The following is a 22,934-nucleotide window of genomic DNA, read 5'->3' on the forward strand; positions in this document are numbered from 1 at the left end:
CTGCTTGCCATCAAACTCGTCTGCTTGTCCGCCACAGAGGATCCCGATTGCAGAAGTCAGATATGTCGGCGGTCCCCTCGCTTACGCAGACGGAACCAGCTGTCCCGAGTTTGTGCGAGTCCTGGGCAGAAGAATCATAGGGACAAAAGTCGTTGGAACGAAAACCATCGGAATGCACCCTGCGTGAATACCACGAACACCAAAGACACCGTTTATAAGAATACGACTCATCGGGATATCCGGATTCAGTGGTTACGCCGGTTCTCAGGCAAACGCTCATACACCGGGTTCAGGGGCTATTCTGATTGCAAGTCTTCCTCATTCCGTTCTTCTTCCATGCTTGTTTCCGCCTTGCAAACATTGGTGTCCGCTTGGTATGGTCCTCGGAGGCTACCAATGCTCGCCGTCCTGACTGCGGTGGCTTTGGCTGTAGCAACTGCCGCTGCAGTTGGTCATGAATCAGTGCGTAATGGGCCTGCAGCCCGTCAGATTCGGCAGGGGAAGGCACTTGCCGAGGTGCATGGCCGAGCTGTGGGCCCTATGAGCGCATCCTCTCGGCGAGGCTGGGACTGTCAGGCGGAATTAAAACTGAAATGGGTGACTTTGGCCGGGGTGCGCATGCCTTCCGATGAACGGATCGTGCTCTTCGCTCGCAGCCGGTCATGCCTGTTGCAGCAGGGCGGACAGTATCGTGCGCGAGGCCTTTTGGCACCCCCCACGTACGGCCGTCCTATGCCTTGGCTGACCGTGGAGGAGGGCTTGCAACAGGTCAGGCCGCCAGGGCCCTGTAGACGATTGATAGCTCGTATGCAAAAGGCCTTTCTTGAACAGACCAGCGGGCTTGATGACCAGGGGCGAATCCTGGTGCCGGGGTTGACCATGGGCATCCTGGGTAACCAAGCCCTACCCGGGTCGGGTGGTTCTCTGGGCAGACCGGCAGTGGAGCCTGCATATGCTGCTCGTCTAACCCAGAATTTCCGGGCATCTGGCATCCTGCATCTGATGGCCGTCTCCGGCGGACACTTCATGATCCTGGCCTCGCTGCTGGTTTCGATCATGCGGGCCCTACGCTCGCCGCCCTTGCTGATGGCCTTGGTTTTGTCTGCAGCCTATATGGGTTTGGGTATGCTGATGGTTCCCGGGGATTCAGTCTTGCGAGCTCAGGCCATGGGACTTCTTTCGGCATTGGCTCTGGCTGCCTGTCGGCCTGCCCAGTCATTGAACACCCTGTCCTGGTGTGTGCTGCTGATACTAATTCTGCGGCCTTCCATGGCAGCAAGTTTCGGCTTTGCGCTCTCCTGCGCAGCCGTGCTGGGCATCGGTCTGGGCAACCGGCGTTTGACGGCCTTTCTTGAAGACCATCTTCCAGCATTTCTTGCACGTCCATTGGCCCCGACCCTGTGTGCCCAGGCCGGGACGCTGCCCGTGCAGATGCTGATGAGTCCAGGACTGCCTCTGCTGGCCCCGCTGGCCAACCTGTTAGTCACTCCTGTGGTCGATGCTGCCACAGTGACCGGCCTGCTGGCTCTGCTCACCTCCTGGGTGTGGCCTCCAGTGGGGTTCTTGCTGGCCCGACTGACCTCCCTGGGTACCGGAGTTATGGCTTTTGCCGCCAAATGGATGGGCGAGGCTATTGCTCCGGCGGCTTGGCCATCGGGGCCAGTTGGCAGTGCCTGCCTGCTTGGTCTGGGTCTCATGGCCGTGATTGATCACCGGCTGATTCGACTCATCCGCGTCCGGAGGCGGGACTGTTCATGGTCAACTGCGACAAACGTGGCTTCGGGGGTTCCCTTTCGGCCGTCGGCCTGGGCGTCAATCAGGGGCTGGCTGCAACAGACCTATGGACTTTTGGCCCAGTTGGTCTTCAAAAACGACCGACGTCAATGTCCAGTGATGAAGGGAGATTTGAGGCATGACCAAAGCTCAGCAGGAGAACCCTTCCGTCCATCTGGTGGTTGGTGGCGATCCCTTCCTCAACGGGCAACGCGTCAAGGAACTGTGTGCACAGGCATGTGCAGCCCATCCGGACAGCGAATACATAGAAATGGACGCGGCAGACTGCGACGCTTACGCCTTTCAGGAGGCGGTCGGACCCTCTCTGCTCAGTCAGACGGCCGTGGTTTTTCTGGATGATCTGCAGGTGGCCGATGAGGCCTTGACTCAGGCCCTGGTGGATTTTTGCCGCGAGCCGGCAGAAACCGAATCCAGCATTGTCATCGCACGTCATGACGGGGGCAACCGGGGCCGCAGGCTTCTGGACCAGATGGAACGAGTTGGAGCAGTCATAGAGCGGATGCCGGATCTGAAGAAGTTCGATGACAAGATCGACTTCGTCTATGGACAATTCAAGGCCCATCAGCGCCGCATCCAGCCACGGGCGGCCCAGCGTCTGGTGGATGTCCTGGGCGAACGTACTCCTGAACTGGCCGCCATGTGCTCCCAGCTCTGTTTCGATTTTGACCAGGACCCCATGACCTTGGAGATCGTTAACCGGTATTTGACTGATAATCCGGCTGTATCCGGATTCGCCGTGGCGGACAGGGCCCTTGCTGGGCGGCCGGCCCAAGCCGTCGTCGCTCTGCGTTCAGCTTTGGAACAGGGCAATGAACCGGTTTCTCTAATTGGGGTACTGGCTCTGAAGTTGCGGACGCTGGGCAAGGAGGCGGCCATCGAATCGGGATCCATCACAACAGCCGAGGCCAAGGCCGCCTACTGGCAGTTGCGGGAGGCAAAACGGCAGCTGCATGGATGGACCTCCTCCGGTCTGGCAGCCTGCATTGAGGCCTTGGCCCAGGCAGATGAGGTCAGCAAGACCAGCAGCGGCGATGCTCGTTATGCTCTGGAACGGGCAGTGGAGCTGATTGCCGCCAAGGGAAGGACATTGGCATGAGCCTGCAGGGCAGCGCCGGTCAGCAGGATGGATTTGAGCTGGCCGTGCCTACGGGCGAGGACATGCAACGCCTGGGCAGAAACCTGGCCTCGTGTGTGCATGGCGGGGATGTGATTCTTCTGTCTGGTCCTCTGGGGGCGGGCAAGACCACGCTGGCCCAGGGGCTGGGCAGCGGACTTGGAGTGGACGGCCCTGTAGTCTCGCCTACGTTCACCATCGCAAGAGAGCTGCACGGCCATCTGTCCGACGGCTCACCTGTGACCCTGATTCATGTGGATGCCTATAGGTTGGGCGGACAGGATTATCTGCCTGGCGAAGATGCCGTGGATCGGCTTCTGGACGAGCTGGAGTCCCTTGGTCTGGACGAGGAATTGGAAGATCCGGGTCAAAGCACCATCATCCTGATGGAATGGGGGGAGCAGATGGCCTCGGCGCTGGCCGATCAACGTTTGGAAGTGACCATCAGCCGACCCGTGGACGCCCGGGAAGATCCTGACGCTCCACCCAGCTCCCAGGGTCAGCGTATGGTACGTCTGCGTGGAGTGGGTCCTTCATGGGCCACCAGACTGGAGGAGCTGAGAAAGGCGATGACGGCATGAGCGGGAGCGATACGCCCCTTTTAGTGATCGATACCTCATATGGCTCGACTGTGGGGCTGCCCGGGAGGGAGCCCTGCATCGAGACCGACTCGCGCTCGCATGTGGAACGTCTTCAAGTCAATATCGCCAAGGTCATGGACCAGGCTGGATTGTCTGCAGACGAACTGAGGACCATCGTAGTGGGACTGGGTCCTGCGCCTTTCACTGGTTTGCGGGCAGGCATCGTCACCGCCAAGGCCCTGGCTTTTGCCACGGGTGCCCGTCTGCTTGGACAGGACATCCTGGAGCCGCAAGCCCGCTATGCCTACAGCCAGTTCAAGCAGCAGGACCAAGACCATACCCGGCTCCTGGTCCTGGCAGTCAATGATGCTCGACGTCGCCAGCTCTACTATCGTCTTTTTGACGATTTTGGAGACGTGGAGGGCCAGGCCAGGCCGCTGACCGAGATGAGCATCGACTATCCAGCAGCTATCTGTGAGAAGATCGCGGCTATGGTAGAAGAGCGGAGGTCCCCCGACCAAGATCCTGTCACCATGGTCGTTAGCGGCCACGGAACCGGTCGCTACGCTGACCAATGGGAGCGTCTGAACAAGCAATCTGATATACGGGTTGTGCTGGACGAGGGATCCTTCTTGGAGGATAGGATTGACGGGACAAGCCTGATGGCTGCTTGTGCATGCCGACGTGCCCAACAGGGGCTGATCGACCCTGTGGAGCCGCTTTACCTTCGTAGGCCGGATGTCTCCGTGCCCAATCCGCTCAAACACGTAGCCGTCCAGTCATGATTCGCGGGGTGGCCTCGGGGGATTTGGACCAGCTGGTCGATCTGGAGGCGAGCGTTTTCGGCGATCAAGCCTGGAGTCGGCAGGCGCTGCGGTTCGAGCTGTCTGCGCCCTCACGCACCTACCTGGTATGGGATGACCAGGGAGCCATCCTGGGCTACGGAGGTTACTGGTCTGGTGAACAGGATGCCGAGCTGATGACCATCGGGGTGCTGCCGGAAGCCCGGAATCGAGGTATTGCAGGATTCTTGCTGGCCAGGCTGATCGCTGGAGCCGATCGCGAGGGTCTGCAGCGCATGAACCTGAAAGTGCGCGTAGACAACTCCGCTGCAATCGACCTCTACGAGGACTTTGGCTTCTCACAGACGGGTCTGTGCAAAGGCTATTATCAGCCTGAGGATGTGGATGCCTGGGTTATGACCAGGCCCTTAATCTCGGTGGGACCGGGCCCGGTGGGCTTTGTCAGCAACAAGCTTTCGAAAGGACAGGAAAGGATCATTGACCATGAGTGAGCCTCTGGTGCTTGGCATCGAATCCACCTGCGACGAGACCGCGGCCGCCTTGGTTCAGGGCAACCGGCTGTTGTCCAACGTGGTGGCATCCTCCATGAACGAGCATGCCCGCTATGGCGGCGTCATACCCGAGATCGCCTCACGGGCACACGCTGAGTCCTTTGTGCCGGTCGTCTCCAAGGCCCTGAACGATGCGGATATGAACCTGTCCCAGGTCGATGCCATAGCGGTCTCGGCCGGTCCTGGACTGGCTGGATGCCTGGCCGTAGGCGTTTCCGGTGCCAAGGCGCTGGCTTGGGCGGCGAAAAAGCCCTTGTACGGCATCAACCACGTCATCGGCCATATAGCGGTCACCCAGCTCCAATTCGGTCCATTCCCCCAGAATGCCCTGGCTCTGATTGTCTCCGGCGGCCACACCTCGCTGCTGCACGTGGATGATCTGGCGCGATCGGTCCAGGTGGTGGGCACCACCCTGGACGATGCGGCGGGGGAGTGCTTCGACAAGATTGCACGTTTGCTCGGCTTCCCCTATCCGGGCGGTCCCCACATCGACCGTCATGCCCGTCTGGGCGACCCCCACGCCATCGCCGTGCCCCAGGGGCTGACAAAGGGCCGGGCCGGAGCCGAGCATCCTTATGACTTCAGCTTCTCGGGGGTCAAGACCGCAGTGGCTCGATGGGTCGAGCGCAGACAGCAGGCCGGGCTCGACATTCCCGTGGATGATGTCTGCGCCTCGCTGGCGGACTCCGTGGCCACCGTCCTCTCCCGCAAGGCCATGGCTGCCTGCCACCGGTTCGACACGGATACCCTGATTGTCGGCGGCGGGTTCTCGGCCAACTCGCAGCTGCGCGGCAGGCTTCAGGAGTTCGGCGACGAGGAGGGCGTCAAGGTCCGTATTCCGAAGATCAACTTGTGCACGGACAACGGTGCCATGGTGGCCATGCTGGGCGTCAATCTGGTTCAGGCCGGCCTGCCTCCCTCTGCTCCTGACTTCTCTATTGATTCAGCCATGCCGATGGACAAGATCCTCATGTAATCGACACGCCAAGTTGTCGGATACGAAGGTCCTGACTATAGTATGGTAATTGTGTTCAGCGAGAGTTGAACGGGACATTCCCGCATAGCTCAGTTGGCAGAGCGTTCGACTGTTAATCGAAATGTCGCTGGTTCAAGCCCAGCTGCGGGAGCTCTCAACCGCCGGTCTTCCGGCGGTTTCTTTATATAGTGCGATTGTTCAGACACATGCAATCCTGTTATTCCCAATGGTCTTGGTTGTTGTCAACACGAGTATCGGGACGATCAGTCTATTGAATTGCTGTTGGAGTCTCCTGATCCAGGGTTTAATGCTGCCAGTTTATTTTGGAGATTCGCTTCTCTCATGACAGATGAATGATTATGTAGCCTTTCGTTTGGCACCCGGAGGGCGCCTTTTCGGTATTGCATGAGGCGACAGACAGGTGCCTGGCCGAATTAGCAACGTTGTACTATTCAGATGATCCATAGTTTTGGAGATGGACGAGAATCATTGACGATAAAGTCAGAACGAAGGAGCCAGACAGTGACGCAAGGGCAGCAAAATCACAGGAGCGGGGCACAGTTCAAGGTGGATGAGGAGCAGGAGTCTACACCCATTGACGATCGCCTCTTCGGATCTTTCGTGGAGCACCTGGGTCGGGGCATCTACTCGGGTATTTATGAACCGGGGCATCCGACAGCAGACGAGCAGGGCTTCCGCCGCGACGTCATGGATCTTGTGAAGGAATTAGGCGTGACAACCATCCGATACCCAGGTGGCAACTTCGTTTCGGGCTATCGCTGGGAGGATGGTGTGGGACCGCGCGAAAGCCGTCCTCGCCGTCTCGATCTGGCCTGGCACTCCGGCGAAAGCAACGAATTCGGCCTGCACGAGATGAGCGACTGGCTGGACAAGCTGGGCGGCAACGAGCTTATGGAGGCCGTCAACCTGGGTACCAGGGGCATGCAGGAAGCCCTGGACCTGCTCGAATACTGCAATGTGCCATCAGGTACCGAGCTGTCCGAACGACGGCGGGCCAACGGCCATGATCGTCCCTTTGGCATCAAGATGTGGTGTCTGGGCAACGAGATGGATGGCGACTGGCAGATTGGCCACAAGAGTGCACAGGAATACGCTGATCTGGCCAACCGGACGGCTGTGGCCATGCGGATGATCGACCCGGACTTGGATCTGGTTGTATGCGGGTCTTCCTCGCACACCATGCCCACTTTTGGCCTCTGGGAGCGTACAGTCCTGGAGCGCTGCTTCGAAAATGTGAACTTCCTCTCATGCCATGCCTATTACGCACCTAAGGATGGAGACATGGCCAGCTTTCTGGCTTCCGGCGTGGACATGGACAGTTTCATCACCGATGTGGCGGCCATCATTGCTGCCTCGCGTGCCCGGCTGGGCAGCGATCATCAGGTTTTCATCTCCTTTGACGAGTGGAATGTATGGTACCAGGAGGCTCAGGCCAGCAGATCGCCCGAAGGCATCGGCAATTGGCCTCTAGGCGCGCCGCTTTTGGAGGATGTCTATTCGGCAGCAGATGCCGTGGTGGTGGGCGACTTGCTGATTACCCTGCTCAGGCATGCCGATGTCGTTCATGCAGCCAGCCTGGCCCAGCTGGTCAACGTCATTGCCCCCATCATGACTGAGCCCGGCGGTCCTGCTTGGCGGCAGACCATTTTCTACCCCTTCGCCCTGACAGCTCGTTATGCACGAGGCGGCAACGTGCTCAAGAGTCTGCAAAGCGGCGACACCTATGAGACTTCGCGCTATGGTCAGGTGCCCATGACCGATTCAGTCGCCGTCAGGGGTGCCGACGGTTCACTAAGCGTTTTTGTGGTCAACCGCAGCCCTGACAGTTCTGTTGATTTCAGAATCGCCTTGCCTGAACAGGATCGACGCAGACAAGCCACAGTCAGCACCCTGCATGAGGACGACCCCTCGGCACGCAATACTCTTGAAGACCAGGAACGGGTCGTCATGCATGCCCGGAAAGACTTCAAGATGGATGAGTATGCCTTGAATCTTCAACTGCCTCCCATCTCTTGGACGGTCATTCATTTGGCTTAAAAGGCCGCTAAAGGCATCTGGGCTGGGAACCCTTTCAAGGTTTTAGGGTGTGGTACCTTTACGGTCTATCTGGATGTGGACGACTGGATATTCGACCACATGCCTCTTTCCGGCTCACGCGGCCTTGGCATCCAATCCATCCTGATGGTGAACGCTCAATCGGGTGTTCACGATGACGGAGGGAAGGTGCACCTATGGCCTGTGCGCGTGACCATAAGAACAAGGACATCAAACGGATTACCGGCCGGATGCCCATTATGCCTTCCGGCTGTCGGCCTCCTTGGTTTCCCAGGACTCTGCTGGTGCTGATGCTGGCACTGGTCCTGTCGGCCGCAGGGCCCACGGCAACTGTCATGGCTCAGCCTGTGCCGACCCTGCCTTCGGCTGCAGCTCCGGCGCAGAACGGTCGAGTTACATCATCGACTGCAGCCTGCCGCCAGGGCTGGCTGTGGCCCCTTGAACCCCTGACTGGCGATAATGCCGCATCGCAAATTATTATTCGTTCCTTTGATCCGCCGGATCATCCCTGGCTGAGCGGTCATCGTGGGATTGACCTGGCAGCGCAGCAGGGCAGGCGTATCATGACTCCGGCAGACGGTGTCATCGCCTTTGCAGGTTCCGTAGCAGGCAAGGACGTGGTCTCCATTCGTCACGGCAATCTGGTCTCCACCTATGAGCCTGCGCAGAGCTCTTTGCCGGCGGGAACCCGACTTCAGGCCGGCATGGTCTGGGGGAAAGTAGAGGGGGTCTCGGACCACTGTGCTCAGGAGTGTCTGCACTGGGGTCTCAAAGACAGTCAAGGCCGCTATTTGGATCCCGGCGCTAAGGTCGGAAATCATAGGATTCGTCTCAAACCCTTATAGCAGTGCCACAGTTATTCAGATGACGCGCGCGTCTGCAGACCGGGTATATCGCTGGCCCGGGGGAGCGGTTAGAATCGTTAATCATAACGCCGTTTCAGCAGGGAGTGGTCATGCAGAACATTCAGCAAGAATTCACGCGTCCGCTTGAGGAGCCCATAGATGCCGATGCCAGCGTCTTCTCCCTGCTTGAAGACAGGGTGGTCCGCCTGGGGGACGATCCTTTGATTGAATACCGAAGCGGACGTGAGTGGAGCACCATAACGGCCCGTGAGTTCCGGGACTGTGTGGTCGGGCTGGCCAAGGGGCTTATGGCTCGGGGGATAAGCCGTGGGGATTCGGTGGCCATCGTCTCGCACACCCGATGGGAGTGGACTGCCCTGGACATGGCCATCCTGTCCATCGGAGCGGTTACGGTGCCGGTCTACGAGACAGACTCGCCCGATCAGATCCGCCGCATCTTCAACGACTCCCATGTGGGCATGGCCTTTCTGGAGGATGACGACATGAGGGCCCGGGTGGACGCGGTTCGTTCCCAGTGCGCCTATCTGAACGATCTGTATGTGATAACCAGGGGGGCGTTGACCACCATGACCGCCTACGGACGGGCGGTGGACCAGGCAGACTTCCAATCCCGGGCCGACTCGGTGCGAGGCTCCGACTTGGCCACTATCGTCTACACTTCAGGCTCCACGGGCAAGCCCAAGGGCATAGAGATCAGCCACAGCAACATCGTCTTCACCGTTCGTTCGGGTGCTCAGGCGGTTCCCGACATCTGCTTGGGCGAGGGCAGGCGGCTTCTACTCTGTCTGCCTCTGGCCCACGCCTTTGCCCGCTGCCTGCAGTTCTTCGCCATCGCCACGGATCTCACCTTGGGGCTCACCGGGTCCATCCGCAATCTGCTGCAGGACACGCAGACTTTCAAGCCCACCTTCATCCTGGCTGTGCCGCGAATCTTCGAGAAGATCTACAACGCCGCATCCCAGCGGGCCGGCACAGGCGCCAGGGGCAGGATTTTCCTGGATGCTGCAGGGGTGGCCAGGCAGTGGTCCCGTCATCAACAGAACGGCACCCGCGTTCCCATGTCGCTGAAGACCAAGCACCTCATGTATACGGGAACCGTCTACGATCCCATCCTCGAGGCCTTGGGCGGCCGGGTCAAGTATGCCATTTCGGGCGGAGCACCCCTGGACAGGGACATTGCGGACTTCTTCAACGGCATAGGTCTGCCCCTCCTCGAGGGCTACGGCATGACCGAGACCATGGGTCCGGTGACGGTCAACCCTACCAAGGGCTACCGGTTGGGCACCATCGGCTTGCCCATGCCCGGCATCACCGTGGGCATCGACCAGGAGGGCCAGCTCTGTGTCAAGGGCCCCGATGTCTGCATGGGCTACCACAACCATCCAGAAATCACCACCAGGCAGATTCGCGACGGCTGGTTGCTGACCGGCGATTTGGGAAGTCTGGACGAGGACGGGTTCGTTCGGCTGACTGGTCGGCGCAAGGAAATCATCATTACTGCTGGCGGCAAGAACATCTCTCCGGCGCTGCTGGAGACGGCTGTTGAACGTTCGCCCATTATCAGCCACTGCATGGTCATTGGAGACCGCAGGCCATTCGTCTCGGCCTTGATCACCCTCAATTCCGAGGAGGTCGACCGCTGGTTGCGGGACCAGGGCGCTGAGCCCCTGAAAGAGGCCGCTGCGGCTGGGGAGAACCCCATTATCCGCACCGAGGTCGACCGTGCAGTGGATGCGGCCAATGCTCAGGTATCCCGGGCCGAAGGCATCCGCCGCTATCTGATTCTGGACCAGGACTTCACTCGTGAAAACGGTCTGCTCACCGCATCATACAAGCCCCGCCGTCAGGAGGTTCTCAAGCGGTATGAGGATCGGATCGAGCAGGAGATCTATGCTCAAAGACCAGCATCGGCAGGTTTGATGTAGCCGGTGTCGATCAGCGTCGCCTTGAGGTTGGATGCCGAAACCGCAACCAAAGGTCTTGACAGGCGGCGTAACTGTTTGCCGTCCTGATTGACGGTCTGAATCGTATCCATGGCTGGCACCTTGCCCTGGCTGTTGAGGTTGACGCAGGCCTTGGCAATATCACCCGCAAGCCCCAGTCTGTCTTCCAGTCCGGTCATCCACTGCTGTCCGTCCACGATTTGGGGGATGTTGTCCGCATAGGCGCCATACCCACTGATGATAGGCCAGGCGGTGTGGTCGTCGGAGGACGTGGATTCTTGGGTCTTGCCCGTGTTCTGCGAAGAATCCGCTTGCGACCCCGACGAATTCTGGCTTGCAGGGCTCTGGGCGGGTTTGGGCACGCGCTGACGGTGCAGATCCTGACGGCCGGCCATGGATCCCACGATGCCGGATATGGAAATCTCCGGGTTGACATCCGCCGACGAACCTCGATATCCTAAATCCCTGAGCTCAGAGACCACTCCGGAAACGATGAAGTCGTTCATGGCCAGAATGCCGTCTACCTCGGTATGGGATTTGGCGTCGTCGTTCATGGATAGGCGGGTTGCCAGCTCTTTGCCTGTAGCCGAGGCATCCTTGCCTGGATCGAAGGCGACAGCCTGCCAGTCCCGCTCGGTACTATCGGCCTGCAGGCGTCCCGAGGGACTGTCGGCCCTTCCATCCTTGAAATATGGACCTAGCACCTGCCAGATTCCGGCGAAGGCCTGGGCGGGGAAGGAATTCTGATCCTCTTGCTGGTCCTGTTCAGCCTGGTTGGCTTCAGCACCCGTGTCAGCAGAGGATGCATCAGAGGATGCATCGGCAGGACGGTTCGGCAGCAGGATCTCGATGTGGCAGGGGTTGTCCTTGCTGGCCTTGTCCAGCTCCAGCTTGCTGGCCAGCTTCTCCGCCTGCATCTGACCAATGGCCCGTGCGTCAGACAACTGTACGAATAGATCCGGCTGAATGCCCGGTACTTGGTTGGCCATCAGCACCACATGCATGCCCGCTCCAGCAGCCAGACGCAGAGACGAGACCAGACGTGAACTCGCCTTGTCTTTGGCATCAACATCCAGTGACTTGCTGATATAGTCGCCATACTGGCGGGTGATGGAGTCTGGCGAGGTCATGGGCGCCACCACCAATGTGGTCGGCTCTGAGGTCTTTTCGGCCTTGCGCTCCGAAAGACGGTTGACCACGTAGTCCTGCAGTTCTTTGCTTTGATCCTCCAGATTCCCGCTGGTGTATGCGTCGATGCGCTTGCTGGAAAGATGTTCCTTGGTCAGTGCCGATTTGAGCTCTGGAACCAGGGCGGCCCATTTGTTGATGGGTGTGTGCTGGGAGAGGGTGATGCCGTCAGAGGGAGTGAAAATGGCCACCCGACCGGGTACTTCGGCAGTTGCCGTGGAGGTCGCCTGGCTCTGCGGGGTGGTCGGGGATTGTCTCCCCCCGCTTATGGCCGGACCGCAGGCACTTGCTGATGCGACCATGACCAGGCATGCCAGCAGGGTCATCAAGTCGGACAAATGCCGTGCAAAGCCGGTCTTCTTCACATTCGCTCCTTCATCCTGACAGAGCCCGACTCTGGCCGGGTCCCGAGCAACTATTGTATGGCTCTCGGGCAGGAGCGTATGGAACCTCCTTGCTTTTGTGACGAGGTTCTCGCCAAGGGGCAGACGGTCAAGACCGATCCGAACAGATTGACCGTTTGCAATAGCTAGGAGATGATGCTCTGTGTGATGATCTGTTAGTCCGCCTTGCTGTCCCTGGCCTCTGTCGTAGCTGAAGCCATACGTTCAGCAAGGGCATGGTCCAGGGCATCCATGAAGCCCTCGGTGTCCAGCCAGGGCTGATCAGGACCGACCAGGCTGGCCAGGTCCTTGGTCATGCGGCCGGAGCGCACGGTCTCTATAACCACAGTTTCCAGAGTTCGCGCAAACCAAGCTACCTTGGGCGTATCATCCAGCCGAGCCCGTTGCTTGAGTCCGCCGGTCCAGGCAAAAATGGAGGCGATCGGGTTGGTAGAGGTGGTTTCGCCCTTGAGCCATCGCCGGTAATGCCTGGTCACGGTCCCATGGGCAGCCTCGGCTTCTACAGTTTGCCCGTCGGACGTCATCAGCATGGAGGTCATAAGGCCAAGAGACCCGAACCCTTGGGCTATTGCATCAGACTGGACATCACCGTCGTAATTCTTGCAGGCCCAGACGTATCCTCCCGGCCACTTGAGCGAGGAGGCCACCATGTCGTCGATCAGCCGATGCTGATAGGTCAGTCCCTCTTCCTCGAACCGACTCTGGTATTCCTGCTCGTAGACCTGGGCGAAAATATCCTTGAACCGACCGTCATAGGCCTTGAGGATGGTGTTCTTGGTGCTCAGGTAGACCGGATAGCCCCTTTGCAGGGCATAGTTGAAGCAGGAACGCGCGAAGTCACGGATGGAATCATCAAGGTTGAACTGCACCTGGGCCACGCCCGGACCCGGGTAGATGGTCACCTGTCTGGTCACCGGGTCGCTCCCGTCATCAGGAGTGAACATGACGCTTAGCTTTCCCGGCCCGGGAACGGTAAAATCAGTCGCCTGGTACTGGTCGCCGAAGGCATGGCGGGCCACCACAATGGGTTTGGTCCATCCGGGAACCAGCCGGGGAATATTGTCGATGACGATGGGCTCGCGGAAGATGGTTCCACCAAGGATGTTGCGGATGGTGCCGTTGGGCGACTTCCACATGCGCTTAAGACCGAATTCCTTTACGCGGGCCTCGTCCGGGGTAATGGTGGCGCATTTGACTCCCACATGCTCGCGTTGAATGGCCTGAGCCGCCTGCACGGTAACCTCGTCGTCGGTGGCATCCCTGTTGCGAATGCCCAGGTCGTAATAGTCCAGGTCCACGTCCAGATAGGGCAGAATCAGCCGTTCCTTGATCATTTTCCAGATGACCCGGGTCATCTCGTCACCGTCGAGCTCGACGATGCGTCCCTTCACGGCGATCTTGTCCATGGCGGCCTCCTATCGGTCGGCGGGTCGGGGGCCGGATCCTGCTCCCGATGCCGCAATTGCGCTCGCGAACAGTTCTATCCCAAGTTTGTTACTCTCTGTTCCCCTGCTCGTAACCCGTTCGTAGCACGCCGGAGCGTCATCATGAGGCGCTAGGCTGACAGACATGACACAGGAAATCGAAATTGGTCTCGGCAAGAAGGCTACAGTCGCCTACACGCTCGATGATGTTTCCATACTCCCTTCAAGGAGGACTAGGGATCCACAGGATGTCTCCACGGCTTGGCAGGTGGATGCCTACGAGTTCGACCTGCCTTTGCTGGGGGCGCCTATGGATTCGGCGACCAGCCCCGAGACGGCAATTGCCCTGGGACGGTTAGGTGGATTGGGTGTGCTTGACCTGGAAGGATTGTGGACCCGATATGAAGATCCGCGTCCGCAGCTGGACAGGATAGCCCATGCCTCGTCGGAGCAGGCGACTGGGGTCATTCAGGAGGTCTACCGGGAGCCGGTCAAGGCAGAGCTGATTACCCGCCGTCTGCAGGAGATTCGCAAGGCCGGAGTCACAGTGGCCGGGGCTCTGTCCCCTCAGCGCACGCAGGAGTTCTACACTACGGTGGTTGATGCGGGCGTGGATCTCTTCGTGATCCGTGGGACGGCGGTCTCGGCCGAGCATGTCTCTACCAGCCATGAGCCCTTGGATTTGAAGAAATTCATCTACGACCTGGACGTTCCGGTCATCGTTGGCGGGGCCGCCACCTACCAGGCGGCTCTTCATCTGATGCGCACGGGTGCCGCTGGGGTTCTTGTCGGGTTCGGCGGGGGAGCCTCCTCAACTGACTCCGCCACCATCGGCATTCAGGCCCCCATGGCTACGGCCATCTCGGATGTGGCTGAGGCGCGTCGCGACTACCTGGATGAGTCCGGCGGACGCTACGTTCAGGTCATCGCCGACGGTGAGACGGGCACATCGGGGTCCTTTGTCAAGGCCTTGGCCATGGGGGCCGACGCGGTCATGCTGGGCACGCCTCTGGCTAAGGCTACCGATGCTCCCGGCCAGGGCATGCATTGGGGGGCCGAGGCCCATCATCCTGAGCTGCCAAGGGGTCGCAGGGTCCAGGTCGGCCAGGTGGGGAGCCTGGAGCGCATACTTTTTGGACCCAGCGATCGCACCGATGGCAGTCTGAATTTCATCGGGGCTCTGCGGCGAGCCATGGCTTCCACCGGCTACGTGGATGTCAAGAACTTCCAAAAGTGCCGTGTGGCAGTGACTCCTGCTCCACGCAGCTAAGCAGAAGAAGACATCCACAGCCTATTTATTCACAACACTTACATTTACAATTCCTCTGCGCATTCCTGTTCTGAACGTAATCGCTGTCGTTGCGTCAGTTGCCCGGTGCGCGGAGGGGGATCAGGCACGCCGAAGTGCAAGGAGAGAAGTATGACGGAGTATATGGATCTGGCACCGGCCTGGGATAATGATCAGGCAATCGAGGATCCAGAAGGACAGGAGTTCGACAGCTGGTGGCCGTCCACCTGTACACAGGTGCCGCTCGGACTCGGCGACATCAATCTGACAGTGCGAACAGTCAATTTCGTTCGGCCGGAAGATGTTGCTGAGAATGAGGGCCTGCCAGGGGGTCTCAAGCGAATTCTCGTCAACCTGTGCGCACTGGCTTCCAGGGTTTTCGATGTGCTACGGGGCCGTCTGCCGATGAAGAGCTTGGAGCGTGTGCTCAACCGCGTATGCATGGAACGGTTGGCCCTACTGGCCCGGTTGCTGAATGATCGGCATCTGGGCATGGTTCGTACTGCGGATCATGCCGGAATGACATACTTGCCGCTGATTCCTAAACTGGTTGAGATCTACCGCGTGGACCGTGACCGATACGAAACCACTATCGGATTCCTGGTCGGCGAGCGCACTGTGCTTGCCAACATGATTGTCGCAAGGAGCGGTTCGCGCTGGGTCTGTGTACGCTTCGACATGGGCTAGGCGGCGGCTTTGGCGGGTTGACCCATATGATGGTGGGTATGTTGCGTGAATATACGGTCGAGCTTCAACACCCGACGACGGACAAGGACACCATCTATTCGCTCCTGGCAAAACGCACCGCTCGCGATCCTGAGGAGCTGGTTGCCCAGTGGCAGGATCCCATGACCAGAAACTGGCACGATGTCAAGGCCGGGCAGATGTCCGCGCGAGTTCGTGCCGTGGCCAAGGGCATGATGGCCCTGGGTGTGGAAAAAGGCAGCACCGTAGTCATCTACGCCTCGACCAGCTATGACTGGGGGGTCACGGACTTTGCTTGCGCGGCCATCGGGGCGGTCTCTGTGCCCATCTATGAGACCGACTCGCCCAGCCAGGCCCAGAAGATCGTTCAGGACGTGGACTGTGTTCTGGCCTTTGCCGGCGACTCGGAGCATGCGCAGATCCTTGAGCAGGTCCGGGGGTCATCGCCCAAGCTCAAGTATGTCTTCAATTTCGAGGCAGGGGGCCTGAATGCAGTCAGCGAATTCGGCCAGGGGATTGACGACGAGCGCCTGGATCAAGCCATCGCCCAGGTCAAGGCCGACGATTTGGCCACCATCGTCTACACTTCGGGCTCCACCGGTGAGCCCAAAGGCGCTATGCTTTCCAACCGGAACTTCGTCCACATCGTTTTCGTCGGCTGGGATGTGCTCTACCACATGCTGGCAGCCCCCTCCCGCCTGATGCTTTTCTTGCCTCTGGCCCACTGCTTCGCCCGCTACATCCAGTACGTGGCCATCGGCGCTCAGGGCGTGGTCGGATACGTCTCCAACGCCAAGCACCTGCTGACTGACCTGCGCACCTTCCGGCCCACCTATCTGTTGGGCGTGCCCCGAGTCTTCGAGAAGGTCTACAATGCCGCCTCGCAGAAGGCCGGCACAGGTTTGGCCGGCAAGGTCTTTGCCAAGGCCACCAGGCACTTCATCAAGTGGTCAAAGGACGAGCAGGAGGGGCGCGGCCACTCGCCGCTGACCCGCCTGGCTCACGCCTTCTACACCAAAACCGTCGGCAACACAATCGAGTCCGCCCTGGGTTCCAACCTGAGCTATCTGGCTTGCGGTGGCGCACCCATGAACGCCGACCTGGCCCACTTCTTCAACGGAATCGACGGGATCACCTTCATTCAGGGATACGGAATGACCGAGACGGCTGCCCCCTGCATTGTCAACTTCGAGGATGCCAACGAAGTTGGGTCGGTCGGTCGACCTGGCTCGGGCATCACGGTCAGGCTGAGCGACGACGATGAGCTTTTGGTCAAGGGCCCCAGCGTCTTTATGGGCTATTACCACCAGCCCGAGCTGGATTCCACCGTGCTTGATAAGGACGGCTGGCTGCATACCGGCGATCTAGCCCAGATCGACGATCAGGGCTTCGTCTTCATCACCGGCCGAAAGAAGGACGTCATCATCACCGCCGGCGGTAAGAACGTGAGTCCGGCACCTTTGGAGGATGTGATCAGCACCTGTCCGATAGTCTCTCAAGCCGTGGTCGTGGGCGACGGCAGACCCTTCGTGGGCGCCCTGGTTACTTTGGATGTCGGCATGCTGAAATCGTGGCTGACCTCGCAGGGTCTGGACGCTGACATGAGCATGGAGCAGGCCAGCCATAACGATGCGATCCATGCCTTCATCCAGCAGTATGTGGACAAGGCCAACTGCAACGTCTCGCGGGCCGAGTCGGTGCGGAAGTTCCTGGTGCTGGACAAGGACTTCAGCCAGGAGGACGGTACCCTGACCCCCAGCCTGAAGGTTGTGCGCCCCGAGGTGCTCCGCCAGTATGCCGAACTTGTGGACAAGGTCCTCTATGCGCCTAGGACGCCAGCCAAACCCGCTGCTAAAGAGAACGACATCGTCAGCAGGGCACGGACCACTATGAGCGATTCCCTGGCCAGCATGACCGGACGCAAGCGTGATGGCCGCCAGGAGGAGGAAGCGGCTCCGGAGGACGAGAAGGACGGCCACGACGGCCGGGATGACGAGGAGTAGGCAGTGGCGATTCGTACAATCAGAGTGGTTCCCGATCCGGTTTTGCGTACACCATGCGATCCTGTTACCAGCATCACCCCGGCTGTGCGCAGTCTGGTGCGTGACCTGGTGGATACTGTCGACGATCCGGGCAGGGCAGGCCTATCGGCCAACCAGATCGGCGTGGGCCTGCGAGTCTTCTCGTATAATATCGGCGGCAAGGTGGGCTACATCATCAATCCGGTCATCGACAAGACCTCCGGCGAGCAGTATGGCGAGGAGGGATGCCTGTCCCTTCCAAACCTTTGGTATCCGACCAGACGGGCCGACTACGCACGAGCCCACGGCATCGATCTGGACGGCAAGACAGTGACTCTCGAAGGCCATGGCATCATGGGTCGGATGATCCAGCACGAGTGCGATCACCTGGACGGCCATGTCTATGTGGATCGGCTGGAGAGCGATGTTCGCCGCCAGGCCATGCAGCAGCTGAGATCAGCCAGGTAGGCAGAGGGCGAACACGGTTCCCGAGGTCATTGGCCTCGGGTATTATAGTAACTTGGCGTGTCATTGCGCAGGTCCGCTGTCACGGGTGGGCATGCGCGCCAAGAGTATTCCCAAACACACGCCGTAAATTCGCGCCATGTCCGCGACGTCCTGTGTCGGTCGGCTCCTCGGAGTTGCATGCAGGTGCACATGGCCAGGCAATAACCGACAATGAAAGGTACGGACATGGCACAGATCACCATGAGCGAAATGCTGAAGGCCGGCGTCCACTTCGGACACCAGACCCGTCGTTGGAACCCCAAGATGAAGCAGTACATCCTGATGGAGCGCAACGGCATCCACATTATCAATCTCTTCAAGTCGCTCGGTCTGATCGACCAAGCCTATGACTTCATCAAGCAGACCGTGGCCCACAACGGCACCGTGCTCTTCGTGGGGACCAAGAAGCAGGCCCAGGAGGCCATCAAGGCTCAAGCCACCCGGGTGAACATGCCCTACGTCTCCGAGCGCTGGCTGGGCGGCATGCTGACCAACTTCCAGACCGTGACCAAGCGGGTTGGCCGCTTGAAGGAGCTGGAGGAGATGGACTTCGACGACGTGCATGGCTCGGGACTGACCAAGAAGGAGCTCCTGCTCCTGCGGCGCGAGAAGGACAAGCTGGAGCGTCAGCTGGGCGGCATCCGCAATATGAGCCGCACCCCTTCGGCCCTGTTCGTGGTCGACATCAACAAGGAGGCCCTGGCGGTCTCCGAGGCTAACAAGCTGGGCATCCCGGTCGTGGCCCTGGTGGACACCAATACGGATCCTGAGCTTGTCACCTACCCTATTCCGGCCAACGACGATGCTATTCGCGGCGTTGAGCTGCTGACACGGCTGATGGCCGATGCCGTGGCTGACGGTCTGCTGGAGCGCTCTGGCAAGGCTGCCAAGACCGAGGAGGCCTCTGACCAGCCCATGGCCGAGTGGGAGAAGAATCTGCTGGAGAACAAGGATGGACAGCCGCAGGAGCAGGCCCAGGAGACCGCCCAGGCTCCCCAGGCCGAGCAGCCCGCGCAACAGCAGCAGGAGACCCCCGCTGCCGATCAGGCCGCCTGAACTTTGGCGTCTAGATGATGCATTCAGGAAAGACCAGATAGGAGAGTTTTATGGCAAAAATCACCGCTGCACTGATCAAGGAGTTGCGTGACCAGACCGGCGCCGGCATGATGGACGTCAAGAAGGCCCTAACCGAGGCCGAGGGCGACATGGCCCGCGCCAAGGAGATCATCCGCGCCACCGGCATCCAGGCCGCAGGCGCCCGCGAGGGCCGCAAGGCTCAAGAGGGCCTGATTGCCTCCACCGTCGTTGAGGGTGGACAGGGACAGATCGGCTACGCCGTTGAGCTCAATTCCGAGACCGACTTCGTGGCCAAGACCCCTCAGTTCGTCGAGTTCGGCCAGGAGGTCATCGACGACGTGGCCAAGGCTGATGCCTCCAATGCCGAGCAGGTCGATGCCGCTCCATCCAAGTCAGGCACCGTCAAGGAGACCGTGGAGGAAGCTGGTGCTCTCTTCCATGAGCACGTCAAGGTGGGCCAGGTGGCCCGAGTTGAAGGTCCCCGTGTAGAGATTTACGCCCATCGCAAGTCTGTGGAGATGCCCCCATCCATCGTGGCCATGATCGCCACTGATGAGGCCGGCGCCCAGGTCGCCCATGAGGTGGCCCTCCAGATCTCCGCTATGAGCCCCAAGTGGCTCAGCCGCGAGGATGTGCCCGCCGATGTGGTGGAGTCCGAGCGTCGCGTGGCCACTGAGAAGTCCCAGGCCGAAGGCAAGCCCGAGAAGATCATACCCAAGATCGTAGAGGGGCGTCTGAACGCCTTCTTCAAGGAGACCGTTCTGCTGGAGCAGCAGTACGTCAAGGACACATCCAAGACCATTGGTGACCTCTTCAAGCAGGCAGGCGGTAAGGCTCTGGCCTTCGCACGTCTCGAGGTCGGCAAGGGCGACGAGGAGTAGTAAGTAGTCCAGCAATGTTTTGTGTCGTCTGCTTGATCTTGTCTAAGGGACTGGCAAACGTCCGGCATTGATGGCAGGGGAGTGGCTTTCGTAGCCGCTCCCCTTCTTTTGTCCTAAGTCAATTCCCAGGGCCTATCCCCTCGGTCTGCTCAAGAGGGGTTGTCGCCCAGCACGGATACCCTGTTAGCGGCGTACACCGCCCGTCATCATGTCTGGAGAAAGGGCTTTTATGACCGGATCCGATTCAGCGCAAAACCAAGCATCGCCTCGTCGTGTGCTGCTCAAGCTCTCCGGAGAGGCCTTCGGGGGAGGCGAGGTCGGCATTGACGTGAAGGTGGTCAAGCGGGTGGCCAAGGAGATCGTCCAGGCGGTGCAGGGCGGCGTTCAGGTGGCCATCGTGGTGGGCGGTGGCAACTTCTTCCGCGGAGCCGAGCTCAGTCAGGCCGGAATCGAACGTTCGCGCGGTGACTACATGGGCATGCTGGGTACGGTTATGAACTGCCTGGCCCTGCAGGACTTCCTGGAGCAGGATGGTCAGGCCACCAGGGTGCAGACAGCCATCACCATGGGCCAGGTGGCCGAGCCCTACATTCCGCTCAAGGCCATCCGCCACCTGGAGAAGGGACGCGTGGTCATCTTCGGCGCCGGATCCGGCATGCCTTACTTCTCAACCGACACGGTCTCCATCCAGCGGGCCTTGGAGATACATTGCGTCGAGGTCCTCATGGGCAAGAACGGCGTGGACGGTGTGTATACGGCTGATCCGCACAAGCAGGCTTCTGCGCGCATGTTCACCAATCTGAGCTACCAGCGGGCCCTGGTGGACAACCTGGCCGTCATGGACGCAGCAGCGCTGTCCATGGCCCGGGACAATGACATGCCCATACGCGTCTTCGGACTGGAGGGTGAAGGCAACGTGACCGGGGCGCTTAAAGGTCAGCGCCTGGGCACCTTGGTCCACGGCGGTCCTGATCGTACCGTGTGACCGGTTGCGGGCACACACCCCGCGCCGCTTGGCCCCTGAGGCCCCATGGCCGTAGAGTATAAGAATGACGGACCTCGCGCGTACAGGCGGATGGTCCATACAGCAAGGAGCAGATCATGACCACAGTGGTGGACCAGGCCGGAAGGCAGATGGACAAGAGCATCGAGGCGACCAAGGAGAACTTCTCGGGAATTAGGACCGGGCGTGCCAACCCCTCCTTCCTCAACGACATCATGGTGGAGTACTACGGCACTCCGACGCCCATCAAGTCGCTGGCATCCATTGGCGTCCCGGAACCCCGCACCCTGGCCGTTACCCCCTTCGACCCCTCTCAGGCAGGCGCAGTCGAGAAGGCCATCCGCGACTCGGACCTGGGCGTCAACCCCAGCCGTGACGGCAACGTCATCAGGGTCACCATGCCCGAGCTGACCGAGGAGCGTCGCCGGGACTATGTCAAGCTGGCCAAGAACAAGGCCGAGGAGGGCAAGGTGGCTGTCCGCAACATTCGACGTAAGGTCAAGGAAGAGCTGGAGGGCAAGGTCAAGGATGGCGATCTGGGCGAGGATGAGGGCAACCGGCTGCAGAAGGAGCTGGAGACCGTCACCAAGCAGAAGAACGACATGATCGACCAGCTCCTGGATGCGAAGGAGAAGGAAATCCTCGAGGTCTGATTCGCCTGGGAGGATCCACTGTTCATGAGTACCAAGGAAAGCTCCGCTGAGAAGACAGGTCAGGATGCCGTCGAAACCCTGAACAAGCGGACCGGGCGCAACATGCCGCAGGCGGTGGCCACTGGCGCGCTTCTGGTCGTCATCATCCTGGCCTGCATCCTTGTGCGAATCGACGCATTCATCTATCTGATTGTGATTTTCATGACCCTGGGTCTCTGGGAGCTCAGGGTGGACTTTGCCACAGCAGGTCTGCATATACCGGTGATAGAGCTCTGGATCTGCTCGGCGGCCACCATGCTGGCCTCGTTCTACGCGCCGGACCACGTGGTGGTCATGACCGCTGGTGTTCTGGTCACTGCCTTGATCGGGGCTCTTGCGGCCACTCGCAATCATCGCCTGGGTGGCCGTCTGCTCAAGGCGGTGAATGCCAAGCTGTCGGGCAAGGATGCACAGACCATGGTCGATGCCTCCTACGGTGCTGCAAAAGCGGAGAGCCAGTTAAGCAGCCTTGCCAATGTGGGCGTCACTCTTTTGACTGTTGTCTACATCACCCTCCTGGCCTGTCTGATAACCTTGCCCACTACCTTCGGCGGGCATCCTGCCGCGCACGCCTTCATGGTGATTTTCCTGCCTGCCCTGAGCGACATCGGCGGACTTCTCTTCGGCTCGCTTTTCGGCAAGCATAAGATTGCGCCCCGCATCTCTCCCGGCAAGTCCCTGGAGGGTCTCCTAGGCTCCATGCTCTGCTGTCTGGTCGGCGCTCTGGTCATCTTTGCGGCCACCTATCCTATGGCGGATTGGGGGCGGATCTGGTGGGTCGCCCTGCTCATGGGCATCATGGTCGGCGCCACTGGCACTTTGGGCGACTTGAGCGCATCTTTGATCAAACGAGACCTGGGGATCAAGGACATGGGCCACCTGCTCAAGGGCCACGGCGGAGTGCTGGACAGGGTGGATTCCATCCTCATGTCCGCACCATTCATCACACTGGTCCTTTTGATCACTGGTCTGTAATCGGAATTGACTGTACGTGTTTTCCATAGTTTTGGCGGGTTGAGTAGCTGATACAGGATGAGGTA

The 22,934-nt window shown here is 59.8% G+C and carries 19 protein-coding genes, 1 tRNA gene and 1 pseudogene; 19 read left to right on the forward strand and 2 right to left on the reverse strand.

Annotated elements, in window-relative coordinates:
- Positions 1-879: 879 nt before the first annotated feature.
- From H3V09_RS09145 to H3V09_RS01890, 10 genes and pseudogenes are all read left to right on the forward strand, one after another.
- Positions 880-1,692 (forward strand): annotated as a pseudogene (locus tag H3V09_RS09145) (ComEC/Rec2 family competence protein); the annotation flags it as partial.
- Between the two features lie 220 nt (positions 1,693-1,912).
- Positions 1,913-2,890, forward strand: coding sequence for a DNA polymerase III subunit delta (gene holA / locus H3V09_RS01850; protein ID WP_046322837.1), 978 nt, complete (start codon positions 1,913-1,915; stop codon positions 2,888-2,890).
- A complete protein-coding gene (gene tsaE, locus H3V09_RS01855) occupies positions 2,887-3,489 on the forward strand; it encodes a tRNA (adenosine(37)-N6)-threonylcarbamoyltransferase complex ATPase subunit type 1 TsaE (protein WP_198190753.1) in 603 nt (200 codons plus the stop codon). Before holA ends, tsaE begins: the two co-directional genes overlap by 4 nt.
- The gene (tsaB, locus tag H3V09_RS01860) at positions 3,486-4,274 is read left to right on the forward strand and encodes a tRNA (adenosine(37)-N6)-threonylcarbamoyltransferase complex dimerization subunit type 1 TsaB (RefSeq protein WP_198190754.1); all 789 of its coding nucleotides are present in this window, start codon (positions 3,486-3,488) and stop codon (positions 4,272-4,274) included. Before tsaE ends, tsaB begins: the two co-directional genes overlap by 4 nt.
- Positions 4,271-4,783: a ribosomal protein S18-alanine N-acetyltransferase gene (rimI, locus tag H3V09_RS01865; RefSeq protein ID WP_198190755.1), complete on the forward strand. Its 513-nt coding sequence runs from the start codon at positions 4,271-4,273 to the stop codon at positions 4,781-4,783. Before tsaB ends, rimI begins: the two co-directional genes overlap by 4 nt.
- A complete protein-coding gene (tsaD, locus tag H3V09_RS01870) occupies positions 4,776-5,819 on the forward strand; it encodes a tRNA (adenosine(37)-N6)-threonylcarbamoyltransferase complex transferase subunit TsaD (RefSeq protein ID WP_110425172.1) in 1,044 nt (347 codons plus the stop codon). Before rimI ends, tsaD begins: the two co-directional genes overlap by 8 nt.
- Positions 5,820-5,897: 78 nt before the next feature.
- Positions 5,898-5,970 (forward strand) — tRNA-Asn (locus H3V09_RS01875).
- A gap of 371 nt (positions 5,971-6,341) precedes the next feature.
- The gene (gene arfA / locus H3V09_RS01880) at positions 6,342-7,877 is read left to right on the forward strand and encodes an arabinosylfuranosidase ArfA (RefSeq protein WP_198190756.1); all 1,536 of its coding nucleotides are present in this window, start codon (positions 6,342-6,344) and stop codon (positions 7,875-7,877) included.
- Between the two features lie 194 nt (positions 7,878-8,071).
- Entirely contained in the window at positions 8,072-8,740 is a 669-nt protein-coding gene (locus H3V09_RS01885; RefSeq protein WP_198190757.1) for a M23 family metallopeptidase, read from the forward strand.
- A 110-nt stretch (positions 8,741-8,850) separates the two neighbouring features.
- Positions 8,851-10,686 (forward strand): AMP-dependent synthetase/ligase, encoded by a 1,836-nt coding sequence (locus H3V09_RS01890; protein WP_198190758.1) that lies wholly within the window; start codon positions 8,851-8,853, stop codon positions 10,684-10,686.
- On the opposite strand, the gene H3V09_RS01895 is transcribed toward H3V09_RS01890, so the two are convergent.
- Positions 10,656-12,218 (reverse strand): hypothetical protein, encoded by a 1,563-nt coding sequence (locus tag H3V09_RS01895; RefSeq protein ID WP_232339402.1) that lies wholly within the window; start codon positions 12,216-12,218, stop codon positions 10,656-10,658. The genes H3V09_RS01890 and H3V09_RS01895 overlap by 31 nt on opposite strands.
- Positions 12,219-12,451: 233 nt before the next feature.
- Positions 12,452-13,702 (reverse strand): NADP-dependent isocitrate dehydrogenase, encoded by a 1,251-nt coding sequence (locus H3V09_RS01900; protein ID WP_198190759.1) that lies wholly within the window; start codon positions 13,700-13,702, stop codon positions 12,452-12,454.
- Positions 13,703-13,865: 163 nt separating this feature from the next.
- Between H3V09_RS01900 and H3V09_RS01905 the strand changes: the two genes are divergently transcribed.
- The 9 genes from H3V09_RS01905 (at position 13,866) to H3V09_RS01945 (ending at position 22,869) form a co-directional block, all read left to right on the forward strand.
- Complete coding sequence (locus tag H3V09_RS01905) at positions 13,866-14,990, forward strand: GuaB3 family IMP dehydrogenase-related protein (RefSeq protein ID WP_046322843.1); 1,125 nt, start codon at positions 13,866-13,868, stop codon at positions 14,988-14,990.
- 150 nt (positions 14,991-15,140) lie between these two features.
- Positions 15,141-15,695: an Rv3235 family protein gene (locus tag H3V09_RS01910; RefSeq protein ID WP_198190760.1), complete on the forward strand. Its 555-nt coding sequence runs from the start codon at positions 15,141-15,143 to the stop codon at positions 15,693-15,695.
- 38 nt (positions 15,696-15,733) lie between these two features.
- Positions 15,734-17,716 carry an AMP-dependent synthetase/ligase gene (locus H3V09_RS01915; RefSeq protein WP_046322845.1) on the forward strand — a complete coding sequence of 661 codons (1,983 nt, stop codon included), beginning with the start codon at positions 15,734-15,736 and terminating at the stop codon, positions 17,714-17,716.
- Between the two features lie 3 nt (positions 17,717-17,719).
- Positions 17,720-18,202, forward strand: coding sequence for a peptide deformylase (locus H3V09_RS01920; protein WP_198190761.1), 483 nt, complete (start codon positions 17,720-17,722; stop codon positions 18,200-18,202).
- A gap of 225 nt (positions 18,203-18,427) precedes the next feature.
- Positions 18,428-19,297: a 30S ribosomal protein S2 gene (gene rpsB, locus H3V09_RS01925; protein WP_046323753.1), complete on the forward strand. Its 870-nt coding sequence runs from the start codon at positions 18,428-18,430 to the stop codon at positions 19,295-19,297.
- Positions 19,298-19,347: 50 nt separating this feature from the next.
- Positions 19,348-20,199 carry a translation elongation factor Ts gene (gene tsf, locus H3V09_RS01930; RefSeq protein ID WP_015021749.1) on the forward strand — a complete coding sequence of 284 codons (852 nt, stop codon included), beginning with the start codon at positions 19,348-19,350 and terminating at the stop codon, positions 20,197-20,199.
- Between the two features lie 229 nt (positions 20,200-20,428).
- Entirely contained in the window at positions 20,429-21,184 is a 756-nt protein-coding gene (pyrH, locus tag H3V09_RS01935; protein WP_198190762.1) for a UMP kinase, read from the forward strand.
- A 116-nt stretch (positions 21,185-21,300) separates the two neighbouring features.
- Positions 21,301-21,855, forward strand: coding sequence for a ribosome recycling factor (frr, locus tag H3V09_RS01940; protein WP_046322848.1), 555 nt, complete (start codon positions 21,301-21,303; stop codon positions 21,853-21,855).
- A 24-nt stretch (positions 21,856-21,879) separates the two neighbouring features.
- Positions 21,880-22,869 (forward strand): phosphatidate cytidylyltransferase, encoded by a 990-nt coding sequence (locus H3V09_RS01945; RefSeq protein WP_198190763.1) that lies wholly within the window; start codon positions 21,880-21,882, stop codon positions 22,867-22,869.
- Positions 22,870-22,934 lie beyond the last annotated feature (65 nt).

Source organism: Bifidobacterium sp. M0399 (assembly GCF_016100595.1).
In the GTDB taxonomy this organism is placed as follows: domain Bacteria; phylum Actinomycetota; class Actinomycetes; order Actinomycetales; family Bifidobacteriaceae; genus Bombiscardovia; species Bombiscardovia polysaccharolytica.

What these genes read in the sequence shown, in the direction of transcription:
- H3V09_RS01915 (WP_046322845.1), top strand. Translation starts at nt 15,734, where the DNA reads ATGTTGCGTGAATATACGGTCGAGCTTCAACACCCGACGACGGACAAG.
- tsf (WP_015021749.1), top strand. Translation starts at nt 19,348, where the DNA reads ATGGCAAAAATCACCGCTGCACTGATCAAGGAGTTGCGTGACCAGACC.
- H3V09_RS01905 (WP_046322843.1), top strand. Translation starts at nt 13,866, where the DNA reads ATGACACAGGAAATCGAAATTGGTCTCGGCAAGAAGGCTACAGTCGCC.
- frr (WP_046322848.1), top strand. Translation starts at nt 21,301, where the DNA reads ATGACCACAGTGGTGGACCAGGCCGGAAGGCAGATGGACAAGAGCATC.
- tsaB (WP_198190754.1), top strand. Translation starts at nt 3,486, where the DNA reads ATGAGCGGGAGCGATACGCCCCTTTTAGTGATCGATACCTCATATGGC.
- rpsB (WP_046323753.1), top strand. Translation starts at nt 18,428, where the DNA reads ATGGCACAGATCACCATGAGCGAAATGCTGAAGGCCGGCGTCCACTTC.
- pyrH (WP_198190762.1), top strand. Translation starts at nt 20,429, where the DNA reads ATGACCGGATCCGATTCAGCGCAAAACCAAGCATCGCCTCGTCGTGTG.
- H3V09_RS01910 (WP_198190760.1), top strand. Translation starts at nt 15,141, where the DNA reads ATGACGGAGTATATGGATCTGGCACCGGCCTGGGATAATGATCAGGCA.
- H3V09_RS01890 (WP_198190758.1), top strand. Translation starts at nt 8,851, where the DNA reads ATGCAGAACATTCAGCAAGAATTCACGCGTCCGCTTGAGGAGCCCATA.
- rimI (WP_198190755.1), top strand. Translation starts at nt 4,271, where the DNA reads ATGATTCGCGGGGTGGCCTCGGGGGATTTGGACCAGCTGGTCGATCTG.
- H3V09_RS01900 (WP_198190759.1), bottom strand. Translation starts at nt 13,702, where the DNA reads ATGGACAAGATCGCCGTGAAGGGACGCATCGTCGAGCTCGACGGTGAC.
- tsaE (WP_198190753.1), top strand. Translation starts at nt 2,887, where the DNA reads ATGAGCCTGCAGGGCAGCGCCGGTCAGCAGGATGGATTTGAGCTGGCC.
- H3V09_RS01895 (WP_232339402.1), bottom strand. Translation starts at nt 12,218, where the DNA reads ATGACCCTGCTGGCATGCCTGGTCATGGTCGCATCAGCAAGTGCCTGC.
- holA (WP_046322837.1), top strand. Translation starts at nt 1,913, where the DNA reads ATGACCAAAGCTCAGCAGGAGAACCCTTCCGTCCATCTGGTGGTTGGT.
- tsaD (WP_110425172.1), top strand. Translation starts at nt 4,776, where the DNA reads ATGAGTGAGCCTCTGGTGCTTGGCATCGAATCCACCTGCGACGAGACC.
- H3V09_RS01885 (WP_198190757.1), top strand. Translation starts at nt 8,072, where the DNA reads ATGGCCTGTGCGCGTGACCATAAGAACAAGGACATCAAACGGATTACC.
- H3V09_RS01945 (WP_198190763.1), top strand. Translation starts at nt 21,880, where the DNA reads ATGAGTACCAAGGAAAGCTCCGCTGAGAAGACAGGTCAGGATGCCGTC.